Source organism: Streptomyces sp. DT190 (assembly GCF_049846985.1).
In the GTDB taxonomy this organism is placed as follows: Bacteria; Actinomycetota; Actinomycetes; order Streptomycetales; family Streptomycetaceae; genus Streptomyces.
In genome coordinates, this window is the sequence record NZ_JBNCNM010000028.1 from 93339 (window position 1) to 119242 (window position 25904).

The window sequence follows — 25904 nt, forward strand, 5'->3', positions numbered from 1 at the left end:
CTCACGGGCGTGATCGGTCAGATGACCGTGCCGCGGATCAGGTGGCGTTGGCGCCGTTCTTCGGGTTGCCCTTCAGGCCCACGGCCTTGTAGTAGACCCACGCCCAGCCTTCGCACTCGGGCCTGGACAGGACGCCGTACTTCTTGCAGCTGTACGTCTTCATCGTGGTGTGGAAGGCGTTGTCGACGTTCGACTTCTTGCTGCGGTCGAGGTAGTACCTGTAGCCCTTGTACGTGTTGCCGATCAGGCCGTAGCCGTAGTCGTGCATGTCACACGCGGTCCGGAAGTTGAAGCCCTTCGGCTTGCTGACGTTCGGGCCCGGGGTGCTGCAGCCGTCGTTGTTGATGCCCATGACCCAGTGCTTGGTCGGCGTCTGCTTCCAGGACGGCTTGTGCCAGCCGTAGTGCGCGGCCCACGCGGCACAGCCCGCTTCGAGGTACCACAGCCAGTCCGTCGCGCGGTTGCAGTGGCGGGGGTAGGCCGACGGGTCGGAGATCTCCCCACCGGTGAAGTCCGTCGCCGGCGGGGTGGTGGCGGTCGCGTCGGTGATGCCGGCCGCACCCTGGAGGGGCGACTCGGCGGCCGGACGCGCGGGGCCTTCGGGCTCGACGTTCGGGGCGGCCGACTCGGCCGGGAACGTCAGGTCCCAGGCGCCGTTGGACGGCGACGTGACGTCGGAGACGCGTCCCGTGGTGTCGTAGGCGTACGAGGCGACCGGGTCGGCGGCCTCGACCGGGTTGACCACCGCGCGCAGCAGGCCCGAGGTGTCGTAGGAGTACCGCGCGAGGGTCTGCGTGGTGGTACCGACGGTGAGGGTGATCTCCTTGGCGCGACCCGCGTACTCACCGGGCGTCGTGCCCGTGGCCGTCGTGGCGGTCGAGTACTTGACCGTCAGCGACTGCGCCGGTGTCTCCCCGGCGGCGGCCTCCTTGATGCTGGAGACCCGGCCCTGGGCGTCGTAGCCGGCCGTGGTGAGGACACCGTCGGCCACGGTGCCGACGCCGGTGACGCGCCAGGTGTCGGCACCCGGGGCGACCTGCTTCCAGGTGTAGGTGGGGGTCAGTCCGGCGACGCCGACGGGAGCGCCGGCGTCGGTGTCGGCGGACTGGTCCGCGTCCACCTCGGACGTGGGCGTGCTGAGGACTTCGGAGACGGTCGACACCAGGGCGCCGGTCGTCGCGTCGAACTTGGTGGTCTCGGTGAGCTTGTTGCCCTCGGCGGACACGTACTTCCGGACGCCGCCACCGCTGGGGTAGTCGACGCTGCTGGTCAGGCTGTAGGTGATCGGGACGTTCTCGTCGAGGTCGGTGACGACGACGGTGTTGGACTTCTGCTCCAGCTTGCGGTTGAGCTGGCCCCCCACGAACTCGGCTTCCCAGCCGGGTCCGAACACGCCCATGTCCGGACGGGACGTGGGCGCGGACTCCGGTCTGGAGACACCGTCGGCCTGGGCGTTGACCGTGTGGCTGCGGCTCATGAGGCCCTCTGCCACGTCGGTCTCGTAGATCTCGAAGGACTGGTCCGCAGTCGAGTACACCCCGGGACCGACTTGCTCGATGTCGCCTTCCGCCAGCGGCGGATCCACGACTGCGCCCGCCAGAGCCAGCGGTGCGTCCGCGCGTTCCGCCTGCGCAATCCCCTGCGGAAGCAATACGGACAAGGACAGCACGGCAATTGCGGGTATCGCAATTCTGCGCACGAGTTCCCCCCTCGTGTAGCAAGTGTGTAAGTGATCGAGCGATCGAGCGCAGACACTAGATCACTACTGATCGATTTCACAAGCACCAGAAACGGAGCACAGAATTCCGTGCTCCCCGAGAGAGGAATGCGGCCTTCCTTTCAGCCGCACGCATGGGTGTAAATGAGTACGCGTACTCATGCGGAGTGCCGGGCGCCGACCGGATACTGCGCGCATGACACCCCTCACCGCTCCCACCAGCGCGTTCGCCCGCCCTCGGCGCGCCCTCACGGCTGTCGCTCTCGCCGCCCTGGCGCTCACCGGCTGTGGAAGCGAGGGGGCGGGCGACGGAGGGACGCGGAGCGAGCCGGGCAGGAGCTCCGAGGCGAGCGCAACGGCGCCGACCGGCGAGCAGGCGGCGTTCGAGGCGATGCTCGCCAAGGTCGCCCAGCCGTGCTCCGCCACCGCCGCGGCGCCCGCCACACCCACCGGCGAGGCCCCGTCCGGGCCCAGTGACCGGCGGCCGACCGGCCCGGCGGGAGAGCAGAGCCTCGCCCCTGGTGAGACGCCTCCGGACGAGCCGATCGAGCCCGGTGCCCCCTCGGAGCCGGCAGCGGGGTTGAGCGACCGGGACCAGTGCGCGAGCGTCCAGCACGAACAGCGCATCATCGAGGCACTGCAGGCGGTCCCCGACCCCACCCCCGCCAAGGTCCGCAAGAGCCTGAACGGCCTCGGCTACATCGACGAGCGCATCCACGGCCTGAAGCAGGACGGCAGGACCACGCGCTTCCACCTCGATCTGCGCGAGCAAGGCAGCCGGCTCTGCGAGGCAGGCGTGGCGGCGGGCGAGCAGACGGACGTCATCCCGTGCGTGGCCCCCGCGACCGGAGCGTTCACCGCGCAATAGCGCCGAAGGGGCGGGAACGCCCCCTTTTTCTTGACCGGGCGACGATCCGGCCGGACCCTTCCCGGCGGGCACTGACTTCGTGAAGGAAAGAACCGTTCCGGTCACGGGGAAGCGACGTCGGAATTCCGCCATCGTGGACGCAGCAAAAACAGCCACTTTTCATTTCGTGGCACCCGCGCGTCCGCCTTCTTGGCGATTCGGCATACGGACCGGCGGCAGAAATACGTCACCGCGGCTATCAGCCGCCTCAGTCGCGCCGGACTTCGAGGCACGACGAAGGGCCGCCCCCTGCGCTCGCAGGGGGCGGCCCTCGGTCTTCCCTAGGACGGCACTCAGTCGCCGTTGCCCGGCGTCGGCGTCGTCTTCTGGATCTGCATCAGGAACTCGGCGTTCGACTTCGTCTGCTTCATCTTGTCGAGCAGCAGCTCCACCGCCTGCTGCTGGTCGAGCGCGTGCAGCACCCGGCGCAGCTTCCAGACGATCCCGAGCTCGTCGGGAGCGAGCAGGATCTCTTCCTTACGGGTACCGGACGCGTCCACGTCCACCGCCGGGAAGATGCGCTTGTCGGCGAGCTTGCGGTCGAGCTTGAGCTCGGCGTTGCCGGTGCCCTTGAACTCCTCGAAGATCACCTCGTCCATGCGGGACCCGGTGTCCACCAGGGCGGTGGCGAGGATGGTCAGCGAGCCGCCGTCCTCGATGTTGCGGGCCGCACCGAAGAAGCGCTTCGGCGGGTACAGGGCGGTCGAGTCGACACCACCGGACAGGATGCGGCCGGAGGCGGGGGCGGCGAGGTTGTACGCACGGCCCAGACGCGTGATCGAGTCGAGCAGCACGACCACGTCGTGACCCAGCTCCACCAGGCGCTTGGCGCGCTCGATGGCCAGCTCGGCGACCGTGGTGTGGTCCTCGGCGGGACGGTCGAAGGTCGAGGAGATGACCTCGCCCTTCACCGACCGCTGCATGTCGGTGACCTCTTCCGGACGCTCGTCGACGAGGACGACCATCAGGTGGCACTCGGGGTTGTTGTGCGTGATCGCGTTGGCGATCGCCTGCATGATCATGGTCTTGCCGGTCTTCGGCGGGGCCACGATCAGACCGCGCTGGCCCTTGCCGATCGGCGACACGAGGTCGATGATGCGGGTGGTCAGCACGCCCGGGTCCGTCTCCAGGCGGAGGCGGTCCTGCGGGTACAGCGGGGTGAGCTTGTTGAACTCCGGGCGGCCGCGGCCGTGTTCGGGCGCCATGCCGTTGACGGAGTCGAGGCGGACCAGCGCGTTGAACTTCTCGCGCCGCTCGCCTTCCTTGGGCTGACGGACCGCACCGGTGATGTGGTCGCCCTTGCGCAGGCCGTTCTTGCGGACCTGGGCGAGGGAGACGTACACGTCGTTCGGGCCGGGCAGGTAGCCCGACGTGCGGATGAACGCGTAGTTGTCGAGGATGTCCAGGATGCCCGCGACGGGGATCAGGACGTCGTCCTCGTTGATCTGCGGCTCGGAGGCGATGTCGTCGCGGCCGCGACGGCCCCGGCGGTCGCGGTAGCGGCCGCGACGGCCGCGCCGGCCGCCCTCGAAGTCGTCGTCGTCCTGCTGGCCGCGGTCCTGACGGCCGCCGCCACCCTGCTGGTTCTGCTGCTGGCCGCGCTGGCCGCCGCCCTGCTGGTCGTCGCCCTTGCCGCCACGGCGGTCGCGGTCACGCCCGCGGTCCCGGTCACGGTCGCGGTCCCGCCCGCGGTCCCGGTCACGGTCGCGACGACGGCCCTCGCCGCCGTCAGCGTCGGACTTGGCGTCGCCGCCCTGGTTGCCCTGGGACTGCTGCTGCGCCGGCGTCTCCGCCTTGGGCTCGTTCTTCGCCTCGGCGGCGACCGTCTCCGGGGCGGAAGCGGGGGATCCGGCATCGGCGGTGGCACGGCGGCGGCGGCGCTCGGACGGAGCGTCGTCGGACGCCGGCTGGCCGGGGATCTCGATCTGCTGCTGGGCCGTGGCCTTCTCCGCGGGGGCCTCGGAGGCCTCCTTCGCGTCGGCCTTCTTCTCGGCCTTGTCGCCGTTGTCGCCCGTACGGGTCCGCGAGGTGGCGCGGCGCTTGGGCTTGGTCTCGGCGGCAGCGTCGGCCTTCGCGGCCGGAGCGGCGCCGCCGGACGCCTGCGCCTCCTTGATGACCTCGATCAGCTGGCTCTTGCGCATACGCGCGGTGCCCCTGATGCCGAGGCCGGATGCGACCTGCTGCAGCTCGGCCAGCACCATGCCCTCGAGGCCGGTACCGCGGCGCCGCCGGGAGCCGGCACCGGTGGCAGGCGCGGAGGCGTCCGTGGCGGGCGCGGCAGCGGTCTCCTCGACACGTGCGCCCATCAGATCGGTGGTGTCGCTCACGAAGGGTCCTTCCCTGGAGCGGACGTCGGCCTGTCTGGCTCGGCGACCGGTTGTGCTGTCCGGCTTCGGTCCGTGTGGTGTGAACCGTGCCGGGGCGGTGGTCCGCCTAAGCGGCGGAGGAATCTGGTGATGGCGCTTCCTTGAGCCGTGACACCCAGTGTCGGTGTCACGCGGCGTGGTCGCACCGGTTCCGGAGCGTGCCCTGCGCCCCGCTCAGTGTGCCTGTACGGCGTACGGTCCGACGTACGGAACACAGTGCGGCTTGGGGGGCTCCCGGAAGAATGTCTGCCCCGGACGGGGACACGAGGCACCTCGCCATGGTGGGGTCGGGTGCAGACTTGAGGTTAACACTACCGGATCCAACAAACATTCCCCCTCTCGAAATCCGGCAACCGCGCGCTCTCAGAGATCTCCGGAGGCCGCGAGCGGCAGCACGCTCGCGCCCTGCGCGTCGAGGCTCAGCCGGTTGGCGGCCCAGTCCGCGCCCGCCAGGGCTTCGACCTTGTCGGCGGTGTCGGCGTCGGCCAGCGCCATGACCGTGGGTCCGGCGCCGGAGATCACGGCGGGGATGCCGTCGCCCCGCAGCCGCTCCACCAGTGCCGCGCTCTCCGGCATGGCCGGGGCGCGGTACTCCTGGTGCAGACGGTCCTCGGTGGCGGGCAGCAGCAGCTCGGGGCGCCGGGTCAGGGCCTCGACGAGCAGGGCGGCGCGGCCCGCGTTGGCGGCGGCGTCGACGTGCGGAACGGTGCGCGGGAGCAGGCCGCGCGCCGTCTCGGTCAGTACCGGCTTGCCGGGCACGAAAACCACCGGAACGATGGAATCGGCGGGGTCCATCCTGATCGCGCGGGCGGCGCCGCCCTCCATCCAGGACAGGGTGAAGCCGCCCAGCAGACACGCGGCGACGTTGTCGGGGTGGCCCTCGATCTCGGTGGCGAGTTCGAGCAGCGCCGTGTCGTCGAGCCTGGCCTCGGCGCCTATGGTCACCGCGCGGGCGGCGACGATCCCGGCACAGATGGCGGCCGAGGAGGAGCCCAGGCCACGGCCGTGCGGGATGCGGTTCGCGCAGACGATCTCCAGGCCGCGGGGCTGCCCGCCCAGCAGGTCGAAGGCGGTGCGCAGGGACCGCACGAGCAGGTGCCGCTCGTCGCGCGGGAGCGTCTCGCTGCCCTCACCCGCGATGTCGATGTGCAGCCCGGAGTCGGCCACCCGGACGACCACGTCGTCGTACAGCCCCAGCGCGAGGCCGAGGGCGTCGAAGCCCGGGCCGAGGTTGGCGCTGGTGGCGGGGACGCGCACCCGGACGGCGGCGGCGCGGAACGCTGGACCGGCCATCGCTCGATGACTCTCCTTGAGCTGCGTGATGGTCGAATGACGATCGATGGACATTCGATGGCGTACGAGAACCCGGGGGGCCGCTGCCGGCCGGAGGGGCCGGCGGTGTGCCCCTGCCGCTTCCGGGCCACGGAGACGGCGCGGCCACGTGCCCCATGCGGAGGCATATGCGGCGGGCGGGTTCAGTACAGCCTATCGAAGGAAGGTTCTGTGGCGACATAGGGCGCACAGGAGGCGCACGATGCGTGTCGTAAGCCCCCTGTGCACCCCCCGTAGGGAATCTCCCCGGCCCGGCGCCGTCTTACGCCGGAACATGCCGGGCGCTGCACCGGCGCTCGGGGCGTCGGCGCACGTCAGGCGTGTTCGAGCGCCCTCAGGCGAGACCCAGGCGCTCCGCCGCGGCCGCCGCGTCGACGGGGACGGTGACCGGCTGCGGGGCACCGGCGACGGCCCAGTCGGGGTCCTTCAGGCCGTTGCCTGTGACGGTGCAGACGATGCGCTGCCCGGGGTCGACCTTGCCCTGCTCGGCGGCCTTCAGCAGACCGGCGACGGACGCGGCGGACGCCGGCTCGACGAAGACGCCCTCCTGGGAGGCCAACAGCCGGTAGGCCCGCAGGATCTCACGGTCCGTCACCTCGTCGATGAAGCCGCCCGACTCGTCCCGCGCGGCGAGCGCGTACTGCCACGAGGCCGGGTTGCCGATGCGGATCGCGGTGGCGATGGTCGAGGGGTCCTTGACGACCTCGCCGCGCACGATGGGCGCGGAACCGGAGGCCTGGAATCCCCACATGCGCGGGGTCCTCCCGGCGACGCCGTCGGCGGCGTACTCCGTGTAGCCCTTCCAATAGGCGGTGATGTTGCCCGCGTTGCCGACCGGCAGGACGTGGATGTCGGGCGCGTCGCCGAGCATGTCCACGATCTCGAAGGCGGCCGTCTTCTGCCCCTCGATACGCACCGGGTTGACCGAGTTGACCAGCGCCACCGGGTAGTTGTCGCTCAGGCCGCGCGCGAGCGTGAGGCAGTCGTCGAAGTTGCCGTCGACCTGGAGGATCTTCGCACCGTGGACGAGGGCCTGGCCCATCTTGCCGAGCGCGATCTTGCCCTGCGGCACGAGCACGGCGCAGACCATCCCGGCCCGCACGGCGTAGGCCGCGGCGGAGGCCGAGGTGTTTCCGGTGGAGGCGCAGATGACGGCCTGCGCGCCCTCCTCCTTGGCCCGCGTGATGGCCATGGTCATGCCGCGGTCCTTGAAGGAACCGGTCGGGTTCGCGCCCTCCACCTTGAGGTGGACCTCGCAGCCCGTGCGCTCGGAGAGCACCTGCGCGGGCACGAGGGGCGTGCCGCCCTCACGGAGCGTCACGACCGGCGTGGTGTCGGAAACCGGCAGCCGGTCCCGGTACTCCTCGATGATTCCGCGCCACTGGTGGGTCATTGCTCGTTACTCTCCTTCAACCCGCATGATGCTGGCGACACCACGCACGGTGTCGAGATTGCGCAGCGCCTCGACGGTCCCGGTGAGGGCGGCGTCGGACGCGCGGTGCGTGACGACGACGAGGGACGCCTCGCCGTCCTTCCCCTGCTGGCGAACCGTATCGATCGAGACTCCGTGCTCGGCGAAGACGGTCGCGACCTGGGCGAGAACACCCGGTTTGTCGGCCACGTCGAGGCTGATGTGGTAGCGCGTGACGACGTCGCCCATCGGGGACACGGGCAGGGCGGCGTACGCGGACTCACCGGGTCCGGTCGCTCCGCCGATGCGGTTGCGGCAGACGGCGACGAGGTCGCCGAGCACGGCGGAGGCCGTCGGGGAACCGCCCGCTCCGGGGCCGTAGAACATCAGCTGCCCGGCGGCGTCGGACTCGACGAACACGGCGTTGTAGGCGCCGCGCACGGAGGCCAGCGGGTGGCTCAGCGGGATCATCGCCGGGTGCACGCGCGCGGTGACCGAGGCCCCGTCCGCGGCCCGCTCGCAGATGGCGAGCAGCTTGATGGTGCAGCCCATCTCCTTCGCGGACGCGAAGTCGGCGGCGGTCACCTCGGTCATGCCCTCGCGGTAGACGTCGTCGAGGCGCACGCGCGTGTGGAAGGCGATGCCGGCGAGGATGGCGGCCTTGGCGGCCGCGTCGAAGCCCTCGACGTCGGCGGTCGGGTCGGCCTCGGCGTACCCCAGGGCGGTGGCCTCGTCGAGGGCCTCCTGGTACCCGGCGCCCGTCGAGTCCATCTTGTCGAGGATGAAGTTGGTGGTCCCGTTGACGATGCCCATCACCCGGTTGATCTTGTCGCCGGCGAGGGACTCGCGCAGCGGCCTGATCAGCGGGATGGCACCGGCGACGGCGGCCTCGTAGTAGAGGTCCTTGCCGTGCTCCCCGGCGGCGGCGTGCAGCGCGGCGCCGTCCTGGGCGAGCAGCGCCTTGTTGGCCGAGACGACGGAGGCGCCGTGCTGGAAGGCGGTCGTGATGAGCGTACGGGCGGGCTCGATGCCCCCGATGACCTCGACCACGACGTCGATGTCGCCGCGTTTGACGAGGGCGGTGGCGTCCGTGGTGACGAGCGCGGGGTCGATGCCCTCGCGCACGCGGTCGGGCCGGCGGACGGCGACGCCCGCCAGCTCCACCGGGGCCCCGATCCGGGCCGCGAGGTCGTCGGCGTGCGTCGTCATGATGCGCGCCACCTCTGAGCCGACCACTCCACAGCCCAGCAGCGCCACCTTCAGCGGACGCGTACGCATCATCCGACCTCGTTTCCTCATGACCGTCTTCGGTGCAACCAGTCTCACCCACCGAACGGGACTTTCTGCCCATGGTCCGGATCGTGAGATGTCTATTTCATTTGTACGGGGTGGATGACAGGAGATCTTCCACCCCGTCGTCGTGGGCCGCCGCGGGGATCAGCCGACGTCCAGGCGCAGCAGGTCCTCCTCCGTCTCGCGGCGGACGATCACCCGGGCCTCGCCGTCGCGCACGGCCACCACCGGCGGCCGCAGCACGTGGTTGTAGTTGCTGGCCATGGAGCGGCAGTAGGCGCCCGTGGCGGGCACGGCGACCAGGTCACCCGGCGCCAGGTCGGCCGGCAGGAACGCGTCCTTGACCACGATGTCCCCGCTCTCGCAGTGCTTGCCGACGACCCGGGCCAGCATCGGCTCGGCGTCGGAGGTGCGGGAGACCAGCGCGACGCTGTACTCGGCGTCGTACAACGCGGTGCGGATGTTGTCCGACATGCCGCCGTCGACGGAGACGTACGTGCGCAGCCCGTCGAGCGGCTTGATCGTGCCGACCTCGTAGAGCGTGAAGGCGGTCGGCCCGACGATGGCCCGCCCCGGCTCGACGGAGATGCGCGGGGTGCGCAGCTTCGCCGCCTCGCACTCCCGGGTGACGATCTCGGTGAGCGCCTTGGCGATCTCGTGCGGCTCGCGCGGGTCGTCGTCGCTGGTGTACGCGATGCCGAGCCCGCCACCGAGGTCGATCTCGGGCAGTTCGACGCCGTGCTCGTCGCGGATGTCCTTGAGCAGCCCGACCACCCGGTGGGCGGCGACCTCGAACCCGGACATGTCGAAGATCTGCGAGCCGATGTGGCTGTGGATGCCGACGAGCTCCAGACCGTCGAGCTGCAGCGCCCGCCGCACCGCCTCGGCGGCCTGCCCGCCCGCCAGCGGGATGCCGAACTTCTGGTCCTCGTGGGCCGTGGCGATGAACTCGTGGGTGTGCGCCTCGACGCCCACGGTGATGCGGATGAGCACCTTCTGCCGCTTGCCGAGGCCCTGCGCGATGTGCGCGACGCGCACGATCTCCTGGAAGGAGTCGAGCACGATGTGGCCCACCCCGGCCTCGACGGCCCGGGTGATCTCGCCGACCGACTTGTTGTTGCCGTGGAAGGCGATGCGCTCGGCGGGCATGCCGGCGGACAGCGCGGTGGCCAGCTCGCCGCCGGAGCAGACGTCGACGTTCAGCCCCTCCTCGTGCAGCCAGCGCACCACGGCCCGGGACAGGAACGCCTTGCCGGCGTAGAACACGTCGGCGTCGGTCCCGAAGGCGGTGCGCCACGCGCGGGCCCGGGCCCGGAAGTCCGCCTCGTCGAGGACGTACGCCGGGGTCCCGATCTCCTCGGCGAGCCGCGTCACGGGGATCCCGCCGACGGTCACGACACCGTCCTCGTCACGCGTGACGGTCTCGGCCCACACCTTGGGGTCGAGCGCGTTGAGGTCGGCGGGCGGCGCGGAGTAGTGGCCCTCGGGGAGGACGTCGGCGTGACGGGGCCCGGCGGGGTGTGCGGAACGGCTCATTGCGTCGTGCTCTCTCAGAGATGGTGGGGTGCGTCGATGCCGAGCAGGGACAGGCCGCCGGCCAGCACCGTCCCGGCGGCTTCGGCGAGCGCGAGCCGGGCACGGTGGGCGGCCGAGGGTTTCTCCTCACCGAGCGGGAGCACGGCGGGGAGCAGGAGCAGCGTGGCGTCGGCGACGGCGACGAGGTGCCGGGCCAGGCGGTCGGGGGTGTCCTGTGAAGCGGCGACGGCGAGGACGCGGGGGTGGTCGCCGAGCAGGGCGAGGAGGGGGGTGGGGTCCGTGTCGTGCGCGGGGGCGGGTGTGTCGCGGACGGGTCCGGAGGTCTCGCGCGGGGGGGTGGCGTCCCTGTCATGCGCGGGGACGGGCGTTTCGCGGACGGGGCCGGGCTCGGGGTGGAAGCCGAGGTCGGCGGCGTTGCGCAGCAGGGTGCGGGTGCGGGCGTGGGCGTACCGGACGCGGAAGAGGGGGTTGGTCTCCCGCTGGGCGAGATGGTCGGGGCTGATCCGGGGCCGGTCGTGTGCGGCCGGGTACAGCAGGGCCCACCGGGCGGCGTCCCGGCCGAGGGGCAGAGGATCGGCGGGTGCGGGCACGGGGCGGACGTCCACGACGACCTCGACGAGGGCGCGGGGCGCTCGGGGGTCGTCGGGGCGGTGGGGGTCGACGGTGTGGTGGGAGTCGATGGTGTGGTGGGAGTCGATGGTGTGGTGGGAGTCCATGGCGCCGTCGGGGTCGACGATGCTGTCGGGGTCGACGGCACCCTCGGAATGGACGGTGTCTTCGAAGTCGACGTCGACGCCGAGGACGGAGGTCCACCCCGGCGCGGACGGACCGTCGCACTGAACGTGGACGAGATCACCCTGGCTGCGCCGCACGCGGGCGACGGCGTCCGCGACGACGACGGCACGGACCTCGGCCGGGCACCGGAGCCGGACGAGCGTCCCGCTGAACCCCACGGCGTGCCCGTACCGCGGCCCGCGGCTCAGGATCTCCTGCACGAGGTCGGCGGAGGCGGTGCTCTCCAGGCTGAGATTGAGGAAGCCGGGCCCGGTGACGACGACGTCGGTGACACGCTGCTCGTCGAGCAGCCGCGCCCGCAGGATCTCGGCGACGCGCCGCGGCGGCTGCCCCGCCGCACGGGCCAGCTGGAGGGCGATGCTGGTGGCGTAGTCCCCGCACCCACCGGGCCCCGGCGGCGCGACCACGGCCCGCTCCGGCACGGTCACGTCGAGTTCCCCGTCGTCGACAGCGCGACGCACTGCGTGCAGCACGGCGCGGGAGAGCTCGACGGGGGTCACGGGGACAAGCGTATGGGAGGAGGGGGGTGGGTACGCGAGCTGGTTTGGCGGACGGTCCGGGATGTGGACGCGGAGGGTGTGACTCCGGGGGGCGTGGGGAGAAGCCGGGGCTGAGGCTACGACTATGCCTGGATGCGGCTGTCTCTACGGTACGGCCGGCTGATCGACTGCGGAGGCCGAGGAGGCCGGAGAGCCGTCATGACTGAGAGGGGCACGGACGGCAGGGACGGCGTTGTGACCGAGGCCGCTGGGGCCGATGTCACTGGGGTCGATGTCACTGGGGTCGATGTCACTGGGGTCGATGCCGTCACGGCGGTCGGCGGAACGCCCGCGCCCCTCCCCTTCCCCTTGACTCCGCGCCCGCTCGACCAACTGCCTGACCATGGCGACGAGTTCGGACGGCTCGAAGGGCTTGGAGAGGAAGGCGTCGACGCCGACGTCGAGCCCGGCCTCGACCTCGTACTGGGTGCAGGCACTGACGATGGCGAGGGGCAGGTCCCGGGTCCGCGGATCGGCCCGCAGCCGGGAGGCGGTCCTGAGCCCGTCGAGCCGCGGCATGGCGACGTCGAGGGTCACCGCATCGGGCCGCACCTGATGAACGACTTCAAGACACTCGGCACCATCGGCCGCGGTCACCACCTCCAGCCCCTCCAGCTCGAGGTTGACCCTGATCAGCTGCCGGATGACCTTGTTGTCGTCCACAACAAGCACCCGGCCCCACGCGCCTGGCACAACTCGAGAGTAGGTCGCCCCCGGCCACCGCGTCCGGGTTTTCCCCACTTCCACCCCGCACGAGCGACCCGCACCCCCGCCCCCGGCAGCGGAAACCCGTTCATGACCACCCCGAGGGAGCTGGTAGTGTTCTACCCGTCGCCGCGAGCAACGCGAACGACACGCCCCCGTAGCTCAGGGGATAGAGCAACGGCCTCCGGAGCCGTGTGCGCAGGTTCGAATCCTGCCGGGGGCACCTTGATTGAGGTGCCTGGAGACCCCGTCGTCAGCGGAAGCGCTGAGTGCGGGGTCTTGGCGTGTGTGCGGGTGTGCCGTCGAGGCCTTTCGCAGGATGCGGGGCTGGTTGCCGCGCCCGGGGGTGTCGAGTTTGCCCGCCATGCGGCGCGGCGTTGCTCCGGCAGGTCGTACTCCGTTCCGCCGCGTCGGCTTTGTTGAACTCGCCGGCCTGGGGGCTCTGTTGTTCTTGGTGCCGACGGAACTTCTGTGCCCGTCTGGCGGCTTCCGCGTCTCCGGTCGAGGAGGCCCTTGCCCTCGCGTCTCTGCGCGGTCCGCCCCGATCCCTTACTGGCCGAGCCAGATCGGCTCGCTGCCGAGGGCCTTTCCGGGGCGCTTTCGGTCGGGCGCTGGGGCAGAGCCCTGTGACGTCGATATGGGCACTTTCGCCCCATCCGTCTCCTTGTTCTACCGTGGAGAGTAACGACGCTGCTCATCCCCTCACCCACCATCGAGGTGACGGTCATGACGGAGACCACTCAGCGCAGGCAGCAGGACGGGGCCACGGCATCGCAGGGGCAGAAGGGTGCTCCTGAGACGCGGGGGAGCACGACGATCGCCGATCCGGTCGTCGCCAAGATCGCCGGGATGGCCGCCCGGGAGGTACCGGAGGTGCACCACCTGGGTGGTGGGGTGACCCGGGCCATCGGCGCCGTGCGTCAGCGGGTGCCGGGCGGCACCGGCAGTGGCGTCACGCGGGGCGTGAAGGTGGAGGTCGGTGAGCGGCAGGCGGCCGTGGATCTGAACGTGGTCGTGGAGTACGGCGCCGCCATCACGGACACCGCCGCCGACATCCGCAGCAACGTCATCAACGCCGTGGAGCGGATGACCGGTCTGGAGGTCGTCGAGGTCAACATCGCCGTGAACGACGTCCATCTGCCGGACGAGCCGGACGACGAAGGTGAGGAGTCCGCGCAGGAGGGGCGGCGCGTGGCCTGAGTGAGGCTGTCGCGTCAGGACACCGTCGGCAGCGCCCCGGGGGCGGTCGGGATCCGGGCGCGGCGGCCGGGGGCGCAGTGGACGACGCGGTCGCCGAGGCCCAGTCGCTCGGCCTCGGCCAGGAACGCCGACAGGGGTGAGCGCATCACCGTGTAGTCGCCGTAGTGCACCGGCAGGATCAGGCGGGGGCGCAGGCGGCGGGCGAGTCCCGCGCCCTGGGCGCCGTCCATGGTGACGACGAAGCCGCCGGGGAGTGTGGTGCCGCCCAGGTGGAGGACGGCCAGGTCGGCGGCGGGGAAGCGGCGAGTGATCTCGTCGAGGCCGTCGTAGAGGAGGGTGTCGCCGGAGAGGTAGAGACGCAGGCGCGGCGGGCCGTCGGTGGGGCCGAACTCCAGCATGCTTCCCATGACCGGGGGCAGCAGCCTGCGCAGCGCCGGGTGGCCGGCGTGGCGACCGGGCAGGGCGGTGACGGTGACCTGGGCACCGCCGCGCGTGAGGGTGAGCGACGTCCAGGTGCGCAGGCCCGCCGTGCGGTGGAAGCCGTGCACGACCTTGAGCCGGCGGGCCGCGTGCGGGGTGGTCAGGATCGGGACCGTGTGGTCCAGGTGGCGGCGGGCGCGGCGGTCCCAGTGGTCGCCGTGCAGGTGCGACAGCACGATCCCGTCGAGGCGGGGCAGTTCGTGCACGTCGAGGGCCGGTTCCGTGAGGCGGCGGCTCAGCAGGCCGTACCCGAGGTAGGCGTACTGCCCCCGGTGCAGGAAGTTCGGGTCGGTGAGCAGGGTGAGCGGGCCGTAGGAGAGCAGCACCGTCGCGTTGCCGATGAAGTGGACCTCGATCGGGTCGTCGGCGGTGTCGCCCCCGCGTTCGGTGTCGGTGGGGTGGTCCGTGGGTCGTGGCATGGGGCTGTCCCGTCTCCCCCGGAGGGCCGGGTGCCCGTCCGGTGTCTGTCAGGCCGAGCGTTTGCGGGGGGTCGACTTCTTCGCCGGTGTCTTCTTCGCGGCGCTCTTGGCCGCCGTCTTCTTCGTGCTCTGGGCCGACTTGGCCGTCGACTTCTTCGACGAGGCGGTCGTCTTCTTGGCCGCGGCCGTCTTCTTCGCCGTGGAGGTCGACTTCTTGCCGCCGGTCTCCTTGGGGGCCGCGCGGGACGTCTTGCGCGGCAGGGACTTCACCTCGGCGTGGTCCCCGGCCTCCTCGCCGCGCGACTCGCGGGCCGCCCGGACGCTGCTCTCCAGGGCCGCCATCAGGTCCAGGACCTTGCCGCCGGCCGCGGGCTCGGGGGCCTGCGGCGGGGCCTCGCCGGCGGCCTTCGCGGCGATGACCTCCTCGACGGCCTCGCGGTACTCGTCGTGCAGGTCCTCCAGGTCGACCTCGCCCAGGGTGTCCATCAGGGCGTCGGCGAGATCCAGTTCCTTGTCGCGGACGGTGACGTTCGTGTCCGGGGCGAGGCCCTCGGGGGCGCGGACCTCGTCCGGCCAGAGCAGGCCGTGCATCGCGATCGCCTCGCCGACGACCCGGAGCATGCCCAGCCGCTCCCGGCCGCGCAGGGCGAACTTGGCGATCGCCACCTTGTTGCTGCGCTTGAGCGCCTCGCGCAGGAGGGTGTACGGCTTGGCCGCCGGGGCGCCGCTCGCCTGGAGGTAGTACGCGGCGTCCATCTGGAGGGGGTCGATCCGGTCGGCCGGCACGAAGGCGACGATCTCGATCGTCTTGGCCGTCGGCAGCGGCAGGCTGGACAGGTCCTCCTCGGTGATCGGGATGATCGTGCCGTCCGCGTCCTCGTAGCCCTTGCCGATCTCCCCCTGGGTGACCTCGCGGTCCTCCAGTTCGCAGAACTTGCGGTAGCGGATGCGGCCGCCGTCCTCGGTGTGGATCTGGCGGAAGGAGATCGAGTGGCTCTCGGTGGCGTTCACCAGCTTGATCGGAATGCTGACCAGGCCGAATGAGATGGCGCCGTTCCAGATGGATCTCACGTGCAGCACCCTTCCGGTCACGCTCGGCAGTGTTTGTCATGGTTTGCGTGGGATTCTTATCGTATGGCGCCTATCACAGTGGTGGAGGGGCGACGGCTCTCGCTCAGCAATCTGGACAAGGTGCTGTATCCCGCCAGTGGCTTCACCAAGGGCGAGGTGCTGCACTACTACGCGACCGTCGCCGAGGTCCTGCTGCCGCATCTGCGGGACCGGGCGGTGTCCTTCCTGCGGTATCCGGACGGGCCGGACGGGCAGGTGTTCTTCACGAAGAACGTGCCGCCGGGTACGCCCGAGTGGGTCATGACCGCCGAGGTGCCGCGGGTGGAGGGACCTTCACGGATGGTGCTCGTGCAGGATCTGCCGAGCCTGATGTGGGCGGCCAACCTCGTCACCGAGTTCCACACCCACCAATGGCTGGTCGGCACGCCGGAGGAGGCCGACCGGATCGTCTTCGACCTCGACCCCGGGGCGCCGGCGAGCATCGTGCAGTGCTGCGAGGTCGCGCTGTGGCTGCGGGAGCGGCTGGCCCGGGACGGCATCGAGGCCTACGGCAAGACCTCCGGCTCGAAGGGGCTGCATCTGCTCGCCGCCGTGCGCGGGGCCTCCTCCGAGCGGGTGTCCGAGTACGCCAAGGAGCTGGCCGTGGAGGCCGAGAAGGCCATGCCGCGTCTGGCGCTCCACCGGATGACCAGGAGCCTGCGTCCCGGGAAGGTCTTCGTCGACTGGAGCCAGAACGCCGCCCGCAAGACGACGGCGACCCCGTACACCATGCGGGCCAGGCCGGAGCCGACCGTCTCGGCGCCGGTGACCTGGGAGGAGATCGAGGAGTGCCGGGCGCCCGGCCGGCTGGACTTCCACGCGCGGGACATCGCGCCGCGGGTGCAGGACTTCGGGGATCTGCTGGCGCCGCTGCTCGACGGGGCGCGGGCCGGGGAGCTGCCGTAGGCGGCCGGTGCGGGGATGCTGCCGTGGTCGGCCAGTGCCACGGGTGCCGCCGTAGCCGGCCGGTGCGGAGATGCCGCCCTGGGCGGCCCGTCCAAGGAGCCGCCGTGACCGGCCGGTGCCACGGATGCCGCCGTTGCCGGCCGGTGCGGAGATGCCGCCGTGGTCGGCCGGTGCGGAGATGCCGCTCTAAGCGGCCCGTGCGGGAGCGGCCTTTGTCGGCCGGCCCGTGCGGGGATGCCGCCCCAGCCGGCCCCGTACGAGGATGCCGCCCGGGCCGGCCAGTCCGGGGAGCAACCTTGCCGGTCGGCCGGTACGGGGATGCCGCCCCAGCCGGCCCCGTACGAGGATGCCGCCCGGGCGGGCCAGTCCGGGGAGCGGCCCTTGCCGGTCGGCCCGTGCGGGGATGCCGCCCTGGTCAGCCGGCCGGTCAGGGCTTGCGGTGGGCGCCGGCTCGGGGCCACCCGGCCGTTGGTCCGCCCGTTTCCGGGGCAGGAAGGCCCCGAAACGTCGCGGGGACCTGTCCAGGCGGTCCTCAGACCCTCCCCCACGTGTTCCGGTCCCGGGCCATCGCGTGCAGCGCCTCCACGTCGGCCGGCTTCAGGACGCCGCCCTGGTGGGACAGGGCGTCCAGCTCCGCGGCGGTCAGGACGCGGACCTCGCGCGGGGCGGTCGGGACGGTCACCGCCGCCGGGTCCACCAGGGCGAGGACCGGGCGGACCTCGGCCGTCAGGGCGTGGGAGGCCCGGTCGGCGGCGGCGCGGACGGCGCGCAGGAGGGGGTGGGGGTCGCGGCGGCCCACGGTGACCATGGGGTCGGCGACGGTCACGCGGTGCCTGCGGGCGTGCAGCGCGTGCAGGGCGAACAGGCCGCCGGGGCCGATCAGCAGGTGGTGGATGCGGTCGCCGCCGGGCAGCGGCACCGAGTGCAGGGCGTGCCAGCCCGCGCCGTCCAGCCGGTCCAGGGCCTCCCCGACCGTCTGCTCGGCCTCCAGGGCCCGGCGGCGCGGGTCGGGACGCAGCCTGCGGGTCGGGCCGGGCTCGCGGTCGAGGGCGACGAGCAGGGCCTCGCCGGGGCGGTTGGGGGCCAGGTCGTCGTCGGGGTGGAGGGTGAGGCGGGCCAGTTCGGCGGGGGTGGGCACGGGGGGCGGCCCGACCGTCACCGGGCCGGTGACGAAGGGGCCGAGGGCCCTCATGACGTCGTCCTCGCGGTCGGCGCCGAGCAGGTTGACCCGGGCCGTCTCACGGTCGTACCAGGCGATGTTCCTGCCGTCCGGGAGACAGACGTACAGCCGCTCACGGCCGTGCCGCCAGGTCGGTACGACGCGCAGTCCGTCCATGCAGCATCACCCCCGACCATGGGAACAGGCAGGGTGCTGCCGGTGCAACAGGCGGGGTGCTGCCGGTGCGAGAACCCGGATACCGTGGGGAGGAGTTGGACCTGCCGGCGGAACGGCCGCCGGAGGGACACCGTGCCTGGCCGGCACCGCGCGGGCCCTCGGGCGGTGAGGGTGTGGAGGCGCCGTTGCGTACCCGCAGCAAACCCGACGTGCCGGCTCCGCGGAGCCCGTGGAACGAGGTCGTCCCCGGACTGTGGATGGGGGGCCACGAGTACACGGGGCCGCTGGGCCATACGGAGTACGCCGTCGTACGGGAAGAGTTCGAGCTGGTGCAGACGCTGCTGCGGCTTCCGGGGCACGGGCCGGATCCGGGCGTCCCGCACCAGGTGTGGCCGATCCCCGACGGGCCGCTGGACGGCACGCAGCTGGCCGGGGTGATCCGGCTGGCCGAGGCCGCGTGCGAGGCGCTGGAGGAGGGCCGTTCGGTCCTGGTCCGCTGCTTCCACGGGTACAACCGCTCCGGCCTGGTCGTCGCGCACGTGCTGATGCGCAGAGGCAGTTCCGCCGAGGCGGCGATCCGGCTGATCCGGGACCGCCGCTCGCCCTTCGCCCTGCACAACGACCTGTTCGTCGCGTACCTGCGGTCCGGGCTGGCCACGGCCCGGCTGCTGGAGGAGCTGACCGAGTAGCACGGCACACGGATGCCCCTCGCGCGCAAATGGGACTTCCCCGCGAATAAGGTGTACGCGGCCGACGGTCGTGTCCGCGCCACGTGAGGAACCGTGAACCGTAGGAGTCCAGTGCCCCGCAGCCGCCCCGGAAGCCCCGCCGGTCCGCGCGGTCCGCAGGGTCCGCAGGGTCCGCGCACGCGCGGATGCGGCCTCGACGGGGACGGAGACGGCCTGCACGAGGGGCAGGAGGGCCCGGCCGCCCGCCTCCGCCCCCTCTCCCGCCGGGCCGTCGTCCTCGCGCTGCTGCTGGCGGCCGCCGTCGGGTGTGGGGACGCCGGGGAGCTGGAAGGCGCGGGGGCGACCCCGACGGCGGTCGGTCCGGTGCGGCTCTGGCCGGAGCTGACCCCGGCGTCCAGCCCGGCCTTCGAGATCGGCGAGGTGAACACGGAGGTGGTCGAGGGCGTCGACGTCCCCGCCGACGGCGACATCCGCCGGGTGGATCCGGTCGGGATCGTCCGGGCCGAGATCGCCGCGAACCCCGGCGACTACGCCGGTGACCGGGCGCCCCACCGCGACACCGTCCGCCGGATGGCCGACTGCGGTGCGGGCCCGGGGCACGGGAAGTGCCCGGTTCTCGAACCGTACTACCGGGACCTGACCGGCGACGGGCGCGACGATCTGGCGCTGGGGTTCCGGCTGCTGCCCGGCAAGACCACGGCCGTGCGCGTCTACACCGTCGACAGGCGCCGGCTCAGGCAGGTGATGGCGTGGGAGGACGCGCTGAGCGGTGTCGAGCTGGCCGGGCGTTCGCTGGTCATCCGGTCGCCGTCCGAGGTCGCGGGCTACGAGTACCGCCTGCAGTGGACGTGGGACCGGGACCAGCGGGCCATGCTCCTCACCCACGACGAGATGCTGCGCACCGGGCCGCGCGGGCACGCGTGGCACCCGTCCGACCCGCCCTCCGCCTCCCCCTCCCGGTCGTCTTCCCCCGCCCCTTCCCCGTCGGTGTCCCCCTCGGCGAGCGGCGGATGAGAGCCGTGCTGCCCCGGTGGTCGGGGACGCTCGCCGTGAAGGCCGCGGTCTTCATCACGGTGATGTGCTGTGCGCTCGCCGCCCTGCTCGGTGTCCTGGTGCACGTGCAGGTGACGGGCCAGACCGTCGGCCAGGCCCGGGAGCAGGCGCTGCAGCGGCTGGCGCAGGCGACCGAGCGGTACGAGGCGGGGGACCCGCTGCGGCGGGGCGCCGGGGTGGACCCGCCGGGCCTGCCCGGGTCCCTGCGGGAGCTCGCCGCCGGCGGTGACCGGGGCACGATGGTCGCCGACCTGGAGGGGCGCCCGACGATGTGGGCGGCGGGGCCCGTGGACGGCGGCCGGGCCCTGGCGGTGGCGGTCGACTACTCGCAGCAGGCGCGCACCATCGACGGTCTGGACCGGGCGATCCTGTGGTCGTCGGCGCTGGCGATCGGGGCGACGCTGCTGGTCGGCGCGTTCGCGGTGACGCGGGTGACGCGGCGGCTGCACACCACGGCGACGGTCGCCCGGCGGATCAGCGCGGGCGACCTGGACGCGCGCGTGAACGACCCCTCCCCGCGCCCCCAGGACGAGGTCGCCGCGGTCGCCGCCGCGCTGGACTCCATGGCCGCGTCGCTGCAGCGCAAGCTGCTCGCCGAGCAACGGTTCACGGCGGACGTCGCGCACGAGTTGCGCACGCCGCTGACCGGGCTGCACGCGGCGGCCGAGCTGCTGCCGCCGGGCCGGCCGACGGAACTGGTGCGCGACCGCGTGGCGGCGCTGCGCACCCTCACCGAGGACCTGCTGGAGATCTCGCGGCTGGACACCGGGCGCGAGCGGCTCGAATCGGACACCGAGCGGCTGGGGCCGCTGGCCGAGCGGGTGGTGCGCGCGGCGGGCAGCGGCACCGAGGTCGTCGTCGTACGGGACGTGGCCGTGGAGACGGACCGGCGGCGGCTGGAGCGGGTGCTGGGGAACCTGGTGGCCAACGCGCACAAGCACGGGCGGGGTCCGGTGGTGCTGACCGTGGACGGCCCGGTGGTCACCGTCCGGGACCACGGGGACGGTTTCCCGGAGTACCTGGTGGCGCACGGGCCGCAGCGCTTCCGTACGGAGGGGGGCGCCCGGGGGCACGGGCTCGGGCTGACGATCGCGCTGGGGCAGGCGGAGGTGCTGGGGGCGCGGCTGGAGTTCGCGAACGCGCCGGACGGCGGGGCGGTGGCGACGCTCGAACTGGCGGTGGACTGAGCGTCCGGGCCATCCGGACCGTCCGGACCGTCCGGGCCGTCCGGGCGGTCCGGGCGGTCCGGGTCACGTCCCCCTATGGCCCACTGTGGGGGGCGCCCCGGGCCGGCCGCTCCTAATGTGGCGGATAGTCAGCTTCGGCACTTTCGCCCCCACATGGAGGTAATCCCCATGTCCCTGCGTTCCCGCCTCTGCATAGTCGCCGCCGCCGCCTGCCTCGCCGCCGCGGCCGCCGTCACGCCCGCCGCCGCGGCGCACGACGACTGGGACCCGTCCGGCGGCATCGGCGGCAACGGTGGCAACCACCACCACGACCCGTCCGGCGGCAACGGCGACCACCACGGCCACCACGGCAAGCACCTCTACAAGGGCGTCGTCACGGCCGACACGCTGGCGCTGCGCAGCGCCCCCAACCGCGGCTCGCAGATCATCCGGTACGCCCACAAGGGCGACGTCGTCAGCATCTTCTGCAAGACCGGCGGCGAGAGCGTCAAGGGCAACCCGCTCTGGTACCTCCTCACGGACGGCACCTGGGCCTGGGGCGCGGCCCGTTACATCGACAACATCGGTCCCGCGCCACGCTGGTGCTGACACTCCGTCACCCAAAGGCACACAAGACGCACTGTTTGGGTAGGTTCCGGACATGAGCAAGGCCGGAATCACCGTGGCGACGGCGGACCCGCCCACGCCCGCCGTCCGCCGCCTCCCCCGGCGCCGGGGCGTCGAACTCGCCCTCATCGTCCTGGCCGTACTGCTGTCCGTGTACGGCTACTGCGCCGTGGGGCTCGCCCGGCACGGGGCGCTTCCGCCCGGTGCCGCCGGCTACGGCGCCGGGCTCGGTGTGCTGGCCCTGCTGGCCCATCTGGCCGTGCGCCTGCGGGCCCCGTACGCCGACCCCCTCCTGCTGCCCATCGGCGTGCTGCTCAACGGCCTCGGCCTGGTGCTCATCTACCGGCTCGACCTGGAGACCCCGGGCGACCGGGCGGCACCGGCCCAGCTGGTGTGGTCGACGCTGGGCGTGGCGCTGTTCATCCTGGTCGTCCTGGTCCTGCGCGACCACCGGGTCCTGCAGCGCTACACCTACGTCTGCGTCGTCGCCGCGCTGGTGCTGCTCACCCTGCCGATCCTGTTCCCCGCGGTGAACGGGGCCCGCATCTGGATCCGGATCGCCGGGTTCTCCATCCAGCCGGGCGAGTTCGCGAAGGTGCTGCTGGCGGTGTTCTTCGCCGCGTACCTGGCCGCGAACCGCAACGCCCTGGCCTACTCCGGGCGCCGCGTCTGGCGGCTCCAGCTGCCCACCGGCCGGGTCCTCGGGCCGATCGTCGCCGTCTGGCTGGTGAGCGTGGGCGTGCTGGTCCTGGAGCGCGACCTCGGCACCTCGCTGCTCTTCTTCGGCCTGTTCGTGGTGCTGCTCTACGTGGCCACCGGCCGCACCGGCTGGATCGCCGTGGGGTTGCTGCTGGCGGCGCTGGGCGCGGTCGCGGTCGGACGCCTCGAACCGCACGTGCACGGCAGGATCGAGACGTGGCTGCACCCGTTCGCGTCGATCGAGGCGGGTGAGGGCGCGAACCAGCTCGCCCAGTCGCTGTTCGCCTTCGCGGAGGGCGGCCTGCTCGGCACCGGCCTGGGCCTCGGCCACTCCGTCCTGATCGGCTTCGCGGTGAAGTCGGACTTCATCCTGGCCACGGCCGGCGAGGAACTGGGCCTGGCCGGGCTGTCCGCCGTCATCCTGCTCTACGGCCTGCTGGTGGAGCGCGGCTACCGGGCGGGCCTCGCGCTGCGGGAGCCCTTCGGCCGGCTGCTCGCGGTCGGACTCGCCTCGCTCGTGGCACTGCAGGTGTTCGTGATCGCGGGCGGGGTGACCGGGCTGATCCCGCTGACCGGCATGGCGATGCCGTTCCTGGCGCAGGGCGGCTCGTCGGTCGTCACCAACTGGGCGATCGTGGCGCTGTTGGTCCGGGTGAGCGACTCGGCCCGGCGCGGTTACGACGGGCGGGAGACACCGTGACCCGGCACATCCGGCACGCCGGTGTCTTCTGCGCGCTGCTGCTGGTGGCGCTGCTGGTGAACGCCGCCCGCGTGCAACTGGTCCAGGCCCCCGAGTACGACCGCAACCCGGCCAACCGGCGTCCGGACATCACCCGTTACGAGCGGCCGCGTGGCGACATCCTGGTCGGCGGCAGGCCCGTCACCGGCTCGAAGGACACCCGCGAGCACCTGCGCTACGAACGCACCTACGCGGACGGGCCGTTGTACGCCCCGGTCACCGGCTTCGCCTCCCAGCTGTACGGCACGACCCTGCTGGAGGACGCCGAGGACGGGGTGCTGTCCGGCTCGGACCCGATGCTCGCGCCGTTCCCGCTGTGGAACGAGTTCACCCGGGCGCGCAGTTCGGGCGGCCACGTCGTGACGACCCTCGACCCGGCGGCGCAACGGGCGGCGTTCAAGGGTCTCGCGGGCCTCAAGGGCGCGGTCGCGGCCGTGGAACCGGCGACCGGCCGGATCCTCGCCCTGGTCTCCATGCCCTCCTACGACCCCCAGCCGCTGTCCGGGAACGGGACGGCCGCGGCCCGGGCCTGGGCGCGGCTCACCGCGGACGAGGACCGTCCGATGCTCAACCGGGCGGTGCGGCAGACGTATCCGCCGGGTTCCACCTTCAAGGTCGTCACCGCGGCCGCCGCCCTGGACGCCGGCGTGGTCACGGACCTCGACGCGCCGACCGACTCCCCCGACCCGTACACGCTGCCCGGCACCCGCACCCGGCTGAAGAACGCGGCCCGGGGCTGCGCGAACGCCTCGGTGCGCAAGGCGTTCACCCTCTCCTGCAACACGGTGTTCGCCAAGCTGGGCGTGGAGGTGGGCCGGCGGAACATGACGGCCACGGCGCACGCCTTCGGCTTCGACAACGGCGAACTGGCCATCCCCTTCCCGGTGGCCCGGTCCACCTTCGACACCACGCTCGACCGGGCGCAACTGGCCCTGTCGTCGATCGGGCAGTACAACACCCGTGCCACGCCCCTGCAGATGGCGATGGTGGCCGCTGCCGTGGCCAACGGCGGCCAGCTGCGCGAGCCCTACCTGGTGGAGCGCACGACCCGGCCGGGCGGCGGCGTCCTGTCCACCGCCGGCTCCCGCGGGGTGCGCCAGGCGATGTACCCCTCGACGGCGGCGCGGCTGCGCGCCCTGATGCGGGAGGTCGTCGAGGAGGGCACCGGCCGCCGGGCGGCGATCCGCGGGGCGAAGGTCGGCGGCAAGACCGGCACCGCTCAGCACGGCCTGCGCAACTCGGGGATGCCGTACGCCTGGTTCGTCTCCTGGGCCCAGGGCGCCCGGGAGCTGACGCCGAGCGTGGCGGTCGCGGTCGTCGTGGAGGACGCGGAGGAGGAGCGCCGGGACATCAGCGGCGGCGGCGACGCGGCGCCGATCGCCCGGGCGGTGATGGAGGCGGTACTGACCTCACGCGACGGCCCGGACGGTTCCTGAACGCGCCCGCGGCGGAGGCCCGGCCGGTCAGCCGTCGGCCCCTCGCCCGGCCTCGATCGCGTCCCGCACCTCCGCCACCCGTTCCCTCTCCCGGACATCGCCCTGTGGGGCGACGCCTGCAGCGGGCCCGCGTCGACATGGGCGTGCTGGAGATGGGGACAGCGACCTGGACCCGCTCATGTCTCAGGACGAGGAGATCGCCGAGGCATCTCCTCCTCGGCCTTCGGGATGCCGAAGTTCTCCAGCACCGCGACGCCACACGGAGTAGACGCCGGGTCAACAAGTGACGCACGGGGGATTGACGGGCTTGCTGACAGGCAGTCTCATAAATGAGTACCGTGACGTGTGCACAACGAGGTGGGCAGCGATGACGACTCTGACGGAAGCCGACGCGCTCGACGGCCTGCGCGACGCCCTGGGCCTGCTGAAGGACCGGGAGCAGGTGGCCCAGCGGCTGCTCGACTCCTCCGCCAAGCACTCCTTCGACCCGGACAAGGAGCTGGACTGGGACGCGCCCTTCGAGGAGGGCAAGTGGTTCTGGCCCCCGGAGCTCGTGTCGCTCTACGACACCCCGCTGTGGAAGCGGATGAGCGAGGAGCAGCGCATCCTCCTGTCCCAGCACGAGGCGGCCGCGCTGGCCTCCCTCGGCATCTGGTTCGAGATCATCCTCATGCAGCTCCTGGTCCGCCACATCTACGACAAGGCGGCCACGAGCGCGCACGTCCGCTACGCCCTCACCGAGATCGAGGACGAGTGCCGGCACTCCAAGATGTTCGCCCGGCTGATCTCCCACGGCGACACGCCCTGGTACCCGGTGAGCCGCGTCCACCAGCAGCTGGGCCGCCTGTTCAAGACCATCTCCACCACCCCGGGTTCCTTCACGGCGACCCTGCTGGGTGAGGAGGTCCTCGACTGGATGCAGCGCCTGACCTTCCCGGACGAGCGGGTGCAGCCCCTGATCCGCGGCGTCACGCGTATCCACGTGGTGGAGGAGGCCCGCCACGTCCGCTACGCCCGCGAGGAACTCCGCCGCCAGATGGTGACGGCCCCCAAGTGGTCCCAGGAGTTCACCCGCATCACCTCGGGCGAGTTCGCCCGGGTCTTCTCGGTGGCGTTCGTGAACCCGGAGGTCTACACGAACGTGGGCCTCGACAAGCGCGAGGCCCTCGCCCAGGTCAAGGCCAGCGGCCACCGCAGGGAGGTCATGCAGACCGGCTCCAAGCGGCTCACGGACTTCCTGGACGACATCGGCGTCCTGCGCGGCGTGGGCCGCCGCCTGTGGAAGTCCTCGGGCCTGCTGGCGTAGCCGGGACGCATCATGGCATGAAGGGTGACCCGCACGGAGCACCAGCCGCCGACGCACGGAAGGGGCCGTGTCGGGGGGTGTCCGCCCGCAGCGGTTGGCGCGTCGACGAACAGCGAGTCGGTACGCAACCCCATCGC

At 72.3% G+C, this 25904-nt stretch carries 21 protein-coding genes and 1 tRNA gene; 11 read left to right on the forward strand and 11 right to left on the reverse strand.

The genetic code is table 11. The annotated features are described in order from the left end of the window. Positions 1–37 precede the first annotated feature (37 nt). Complete coding sequence (locus ACPXCS_RS34695) at positions 38–1537, reverse strand: phospholipase A2 (RefSeq protein WP_425951494.1); 1500 nt, start codon at positions 1535–1537, stop codon at positions 38–40. A gap of 376 nt (positions 1538–1913) precedes the next feature. Here ACPXCS_RS34695 and ACPXCS_RS34700 point away from each other — a divergent pair, with 376 nt between their 5' ends. Then, positions 1914–2585: a hypothetical protein gene (locus ACPXCS_RS34700; protein ID WP_425951495.1), complete on the forward strand. Its 672-nt coding sequence runs from the start codon at positions 1914–1916 to the stop codon at positions 2583–2585. A gap of 332 nt (positions 2586–2917) precedes the next feature. Here ACPXCS_RS34700 and rho read toward each other — a convergent pair whose 3' ends face one another. The 7 genes from rho to ACPXCS_RS34735 form a co-directional block, all read right to left on the reverse strand. Further along, positions 2918–4951: a transcription termination factor Rho gene (gene rho / locus ACPXCS_RS34705; RefSeq protein ID WP_425951496.1), complete on the reverse strand. Its 2034-nt coding sequence runs from the start codon at positions 4949–4951 to the stop codon at positions 2918–2920. A 402-nt stretch (positions 4952–5353) separates the two neighbouring features. Continuing rightward, the gene (gene thrB, locus ACPXCS_RS34710) at positions 5354–6283 is read right to left on the reverse strand and encodes a homoserine kinase (protein ID WP_425951497.1); all 930 of its coding nucleotides are present in this window, start codon (positions 6281–6283) and stop codon (positions 5354–5356) included. 373 nt (positions 6284–6656) lie between these two features. After that, the gene (gene thrC / locus ACPXCS_RS34715; RefSeq protein WP_425951498.1) at positions 6657–7715 is read right to left on the reverse strand and encodes a threonine synthase; all 1059 of its coding nucleotides are present in this window, start codon (positions 7713–7715) and stop codon (positions 6657–6659) included. 6 nt (positions 7716–7721) lie between these two features. Then, positions 7722–9014, reverse strand: a complete 1293-nt coding sequence (locus ACPXCS_RS34720; RefSeq protein WP_425951499.1) for a homoserine dehydrogenase — start codon at positions 9012–9014, stop codon at positions 7722–7724. A 156-nt stretch (positions 9015–9170) separates the two neighbouring features. Next, positions 9171–10562, reverse strand: a complete 1392-nt coding sequence (lysA, locus tag ACPXCS_RS34725; RefSeq protein WP_425951500.1) for a diaminopimelate decarboxylase — start codon at positions 10560–10562, stop codon at positions 9171–9173. Between the two features lie 14 nt (positions 10563–10576). Next, complete coding sequence (gene nrtL, locus ACPXCS_RS34730; RefSeq protein ID WP_425951501.1) at positions 10577–11857, reverse strand: ArgS-related anticodon-binding protein NrtL; 1281 nt, start codon at positions 11855–11857, stop codon at positions 10577–10579. A 144-nt stretch (positions 11858–12001) separates the two neighbouring features. After that, on the reverse strand, positions 12002–12589 hold the full coding sequence (locus ACPXCS_RS34735; protein ID WP_425951502.1) for a response regulator: 588 nt from the start codon (positions 12587–12589) through the stop codon (positions 12002–12004). Positions 12590–12752: 163 nt separating this feature from the next. Between ACPXCS_RS34735 and ACPXCS_RS34740 the strand changes: the two genes are divergently transcribed. Then, positions 12753–12824, forward strand: a tRNA-Arg gene (locus ACPXCS_RS34740). 503 nt (positions 12825–13327) lie between these two features. Further along, on the forward strand, positions 13328–13801 hold the full coding sequence (locus ACPXCS_RS34745; RefSeq protein ID WP_425951503.1) for an Asp23/Gls24 family envelope stress response protein: 474 nt from the start codon (positions 13328–13330) through the stop codon (positions 13799–13801). Positions 13802–13815: 14 nt separating this feature from the next. On the opposite strand, the gene ACPXCS_RS34750 is transcribed toward ACPXCS_RS34745, so the two are convergent. Continuing rightward, positions 13816–14700: an MBL fold metallo-hydrolase gene (locus ACPXCS_RS34750; RefSeq protein WP_425951504.1), complete on the reverse strand. Its 885-nt coding sequence runs from the start codon at positions 14698–14700 to the stop codon at positions 13816–13818. A 48-nt stretch (positions 14701–14748) separates the two neighbouring features. Then, positions 14749–15780, reverse strand: a complete 1032-nt coding sequence (locus tag ACPXCS_RS34755; RefSeq protein WP_425951515.1) for a Ku protein — start codon at positions 15778–15780, stop codon at positions 14749–14751. A 54-nt stretch (positions 15781–15834) separates the two neighbouring features. On the opposite strand from ACPXCS_RS34755, the gene ligD reads away from it, so the two are divergent. After that, on the forward strand, positions 15835–16716 hold the full coding sequence (ligD, locus tag ACPXCS_RS34760; protein WP_425951505.1) for a non-homologous end-joining DNA ligase: 882 nt from the start codon (positions 15835–15837) through the stop codon (positions 16714–16716). A gap of 532 nt (positions 16717–17248) precedes the next feature. On the opposite strand, the gene ACPXCS_RS34765 is transcribed toward ligD, so the two are convergent. Continuing rightward, positions 17249–18052 (reverse strand): nuclease-related domain-containing protein, encoded by an 804-nt coding sequence (locus tag ACPXCS_RS34765; protein ID WP_425951506.1) that lies wholly within the window; start codon positions 18050–18052, stop codon positions 17249–17251. A 185-nt stretch (positions 18053–18237) separates the two neighbouring features. Between ACPXCS_RS34765 and ACPXCS_RS34770 the strand changes: the two genes are divergently transcribed. From ACPXCS_RS34770 to ACPXCS_RS34800, 7 genes are all read left to right on the forward strand, one after another. Beyond that, on the forward strand, positions 18238–18741 hold the full coding sequence (locus tag ACPXCS_RS34770) for a protein-tyrosine phosphatase family protein (protein ID WP_425951507.1): 504 nt from the start codon (positions 18238–18240) through the stop codon (positions 18739–18741). 213 nt (positions 18742–18954) lie between these two features. After that, positions 18955–19755, forward strand: coding sequence for a hypothetical protein (locus tag ACPXCS_RS34775; protein ID WP_425951516.1), 801 nt, complete (start codon positions 18955–18957; stop codon positions 19753–19755). After that, positions 19752–20981 (forward strand): ATP-binding protein, encoded by a 1230-nt coding sequence (locus ACPXCS_RS34780; protein ID WP_425951508.1) that lies wholly within the window; start codon positions 19752–19754, stop codon positions 20979–20981. Before ACPXCS_RS34775 ends, ACPXCS_RS34780 begins: the two co-directional genes overlap by 4 nt. Before the next feature lie 168 nt (positions 20982–21149). After that, positions 21150–21569, forward strand: a complete 420-nt coding sequence (locus ACPXCS_RS34785; RefSeq protein ID WP_425951509.1) for an SH3 domain-containing protein — start codon at positions 21150–21152, stop codon at positions 21567–21569. A gap of 52 nt (positions 21570–21621) precedes the next feature. Beyond that, on the forward strand, positions 21622–22986 hold the full coding sequence (locus ACPXCS_RS34790) for an FtsW/RodA/SpoVE family cell cycle protein (protein WP_425951510.1): 1365 nt from the start codon (positions 21622–21624) through the stop codon (positions 22984–22986). Beyond that, a complete protein-coding gene (locus tag ACPXCS_RS34795) occupies positions 22983–24461 on the forward strand; it encodes a penicillin-binding transpeptidase domain-containing protein (protein ID WP_425951511.1) in 1479 nt (492 codons plus the stop codon). The genes ACPXCS_RS34790 and ACPXCS_RS34795 overlap by 4 nt, the downstream gene beginning before the upstream one ends. Positions 24462–24828: 367 nt before the next feature. After that, positions 24829–25767: an AurF N-oxygenase family protein gene (locus tag ACPXCS_RS34800; RefSeq protein WP_425951512.1), complete on the forward strand. Its 939-nt coding sequence runs from the start codon at positions 24829–24831 to the stop codon at positions 25765–25767. Positions 25768–25904 lie beyond the last annotated feature (137 nt).

What these genes read in the sequence shown, in the direction of transcription:
- ACPXCS_RS34745 (WP_425951503.1), top strand. Translation starts at nt 13,328, where the DNA reads ATGACGGAGACCACTCAGCGCAGGCAGCAGGACGGGGCCACGGCATCG.
- ACPXCS_RS34790 (WP_425951510.1), top strand. Translation starts at nt 21,622, where the DNA reads ATGAGCAAGGCCGGAATCACCGTGGCGACGGCGGACCCGCCCACGCCC.
- ligD (WP_425951505.1), top strand. Translation starts at nt 15,835, where the DNA reads ATGGCGCCTATCACAGTGGTGGAGGGGCGACGGCTCTCGCTCAGCAAT.
- thrB (WP_425951497.1), bottom strand. Translation starts at nt 6,283, where the DNA reads ATGGCCGGTCCAGCGTTCCGCGCCGCCGCCGTCCGGGTGCGCGTCCCC.
- ACPXCS_RS34750 (WP_425951504.1), bottom strand. Translation starts at nt 14,700, where the DNA reads ATGCCACGACCCACGGACCACCCCACCGACACCGAACGCGGGGGCGAC.
- ACPXCS_RS34785 (WP_425951509.1), top strand. Translation starts at nt 21,150, where the DNA reads ATGTCCCTGCGTTCCCGCCTCTGCATAGTCGCCGCCGCCGCCTGCCTC.
- ACPXCS_RS34780 (WP_425951508.1), top strand. Translation starts at nt 19,752, where the DNA reads ATGAGAGCCGTGCTGCCCCGGTGGTCGGGGACGCTCGCCGTGAAGGCC.
- ACPXCS_RS34720 (WP_425951499.1), bottom strand. Translation starts at nt 9,014, where the DNA reads ATGATGCGTACGCGTCCGCTGAAGGTGGCGCTGCTGGGCTGTGGAGTG.
- ACPXCS_RS34700 (WP_425951495.1), top strand. Translation starts at nt 1,914, where the DNA reads ATGACACCCCTCACCGCTCCCACCAGCGCGTTCGCCCGCCCTCGGCGC.
- ACPXCS_RS34765 (WP_425951506.1), bottom strand. Translation starts at nt 18,052, where the DNA reads ATGGACGGACTGCGCGTCGTACCGACCTGGCGGCACGGCCGTGAGCGG.
- lysA (WP_425951500.1), bottom strand. Translation starts at nt 10,562, where the DNA reads ATGAGCCGTTCCGCACACCCCGCCGGGCCCCGTCACGCCGACGTCCTC.
- ACPXCS_RS34800 (WP_425951512.1), top strand. Translation starts at nt 24,829, where the DNA reads ATGACGACTCTGACGGAAGCCGACGCGCTCGACGGCCTGCGCGACGCC.
- thrC (WP_425951498.1), bottom strand. Translation starts at nt 7,715, where the DNA reads ATGACCCACCAGTGGCGCGGAATCATCGAGGAGTACCGGGACCGGCTG.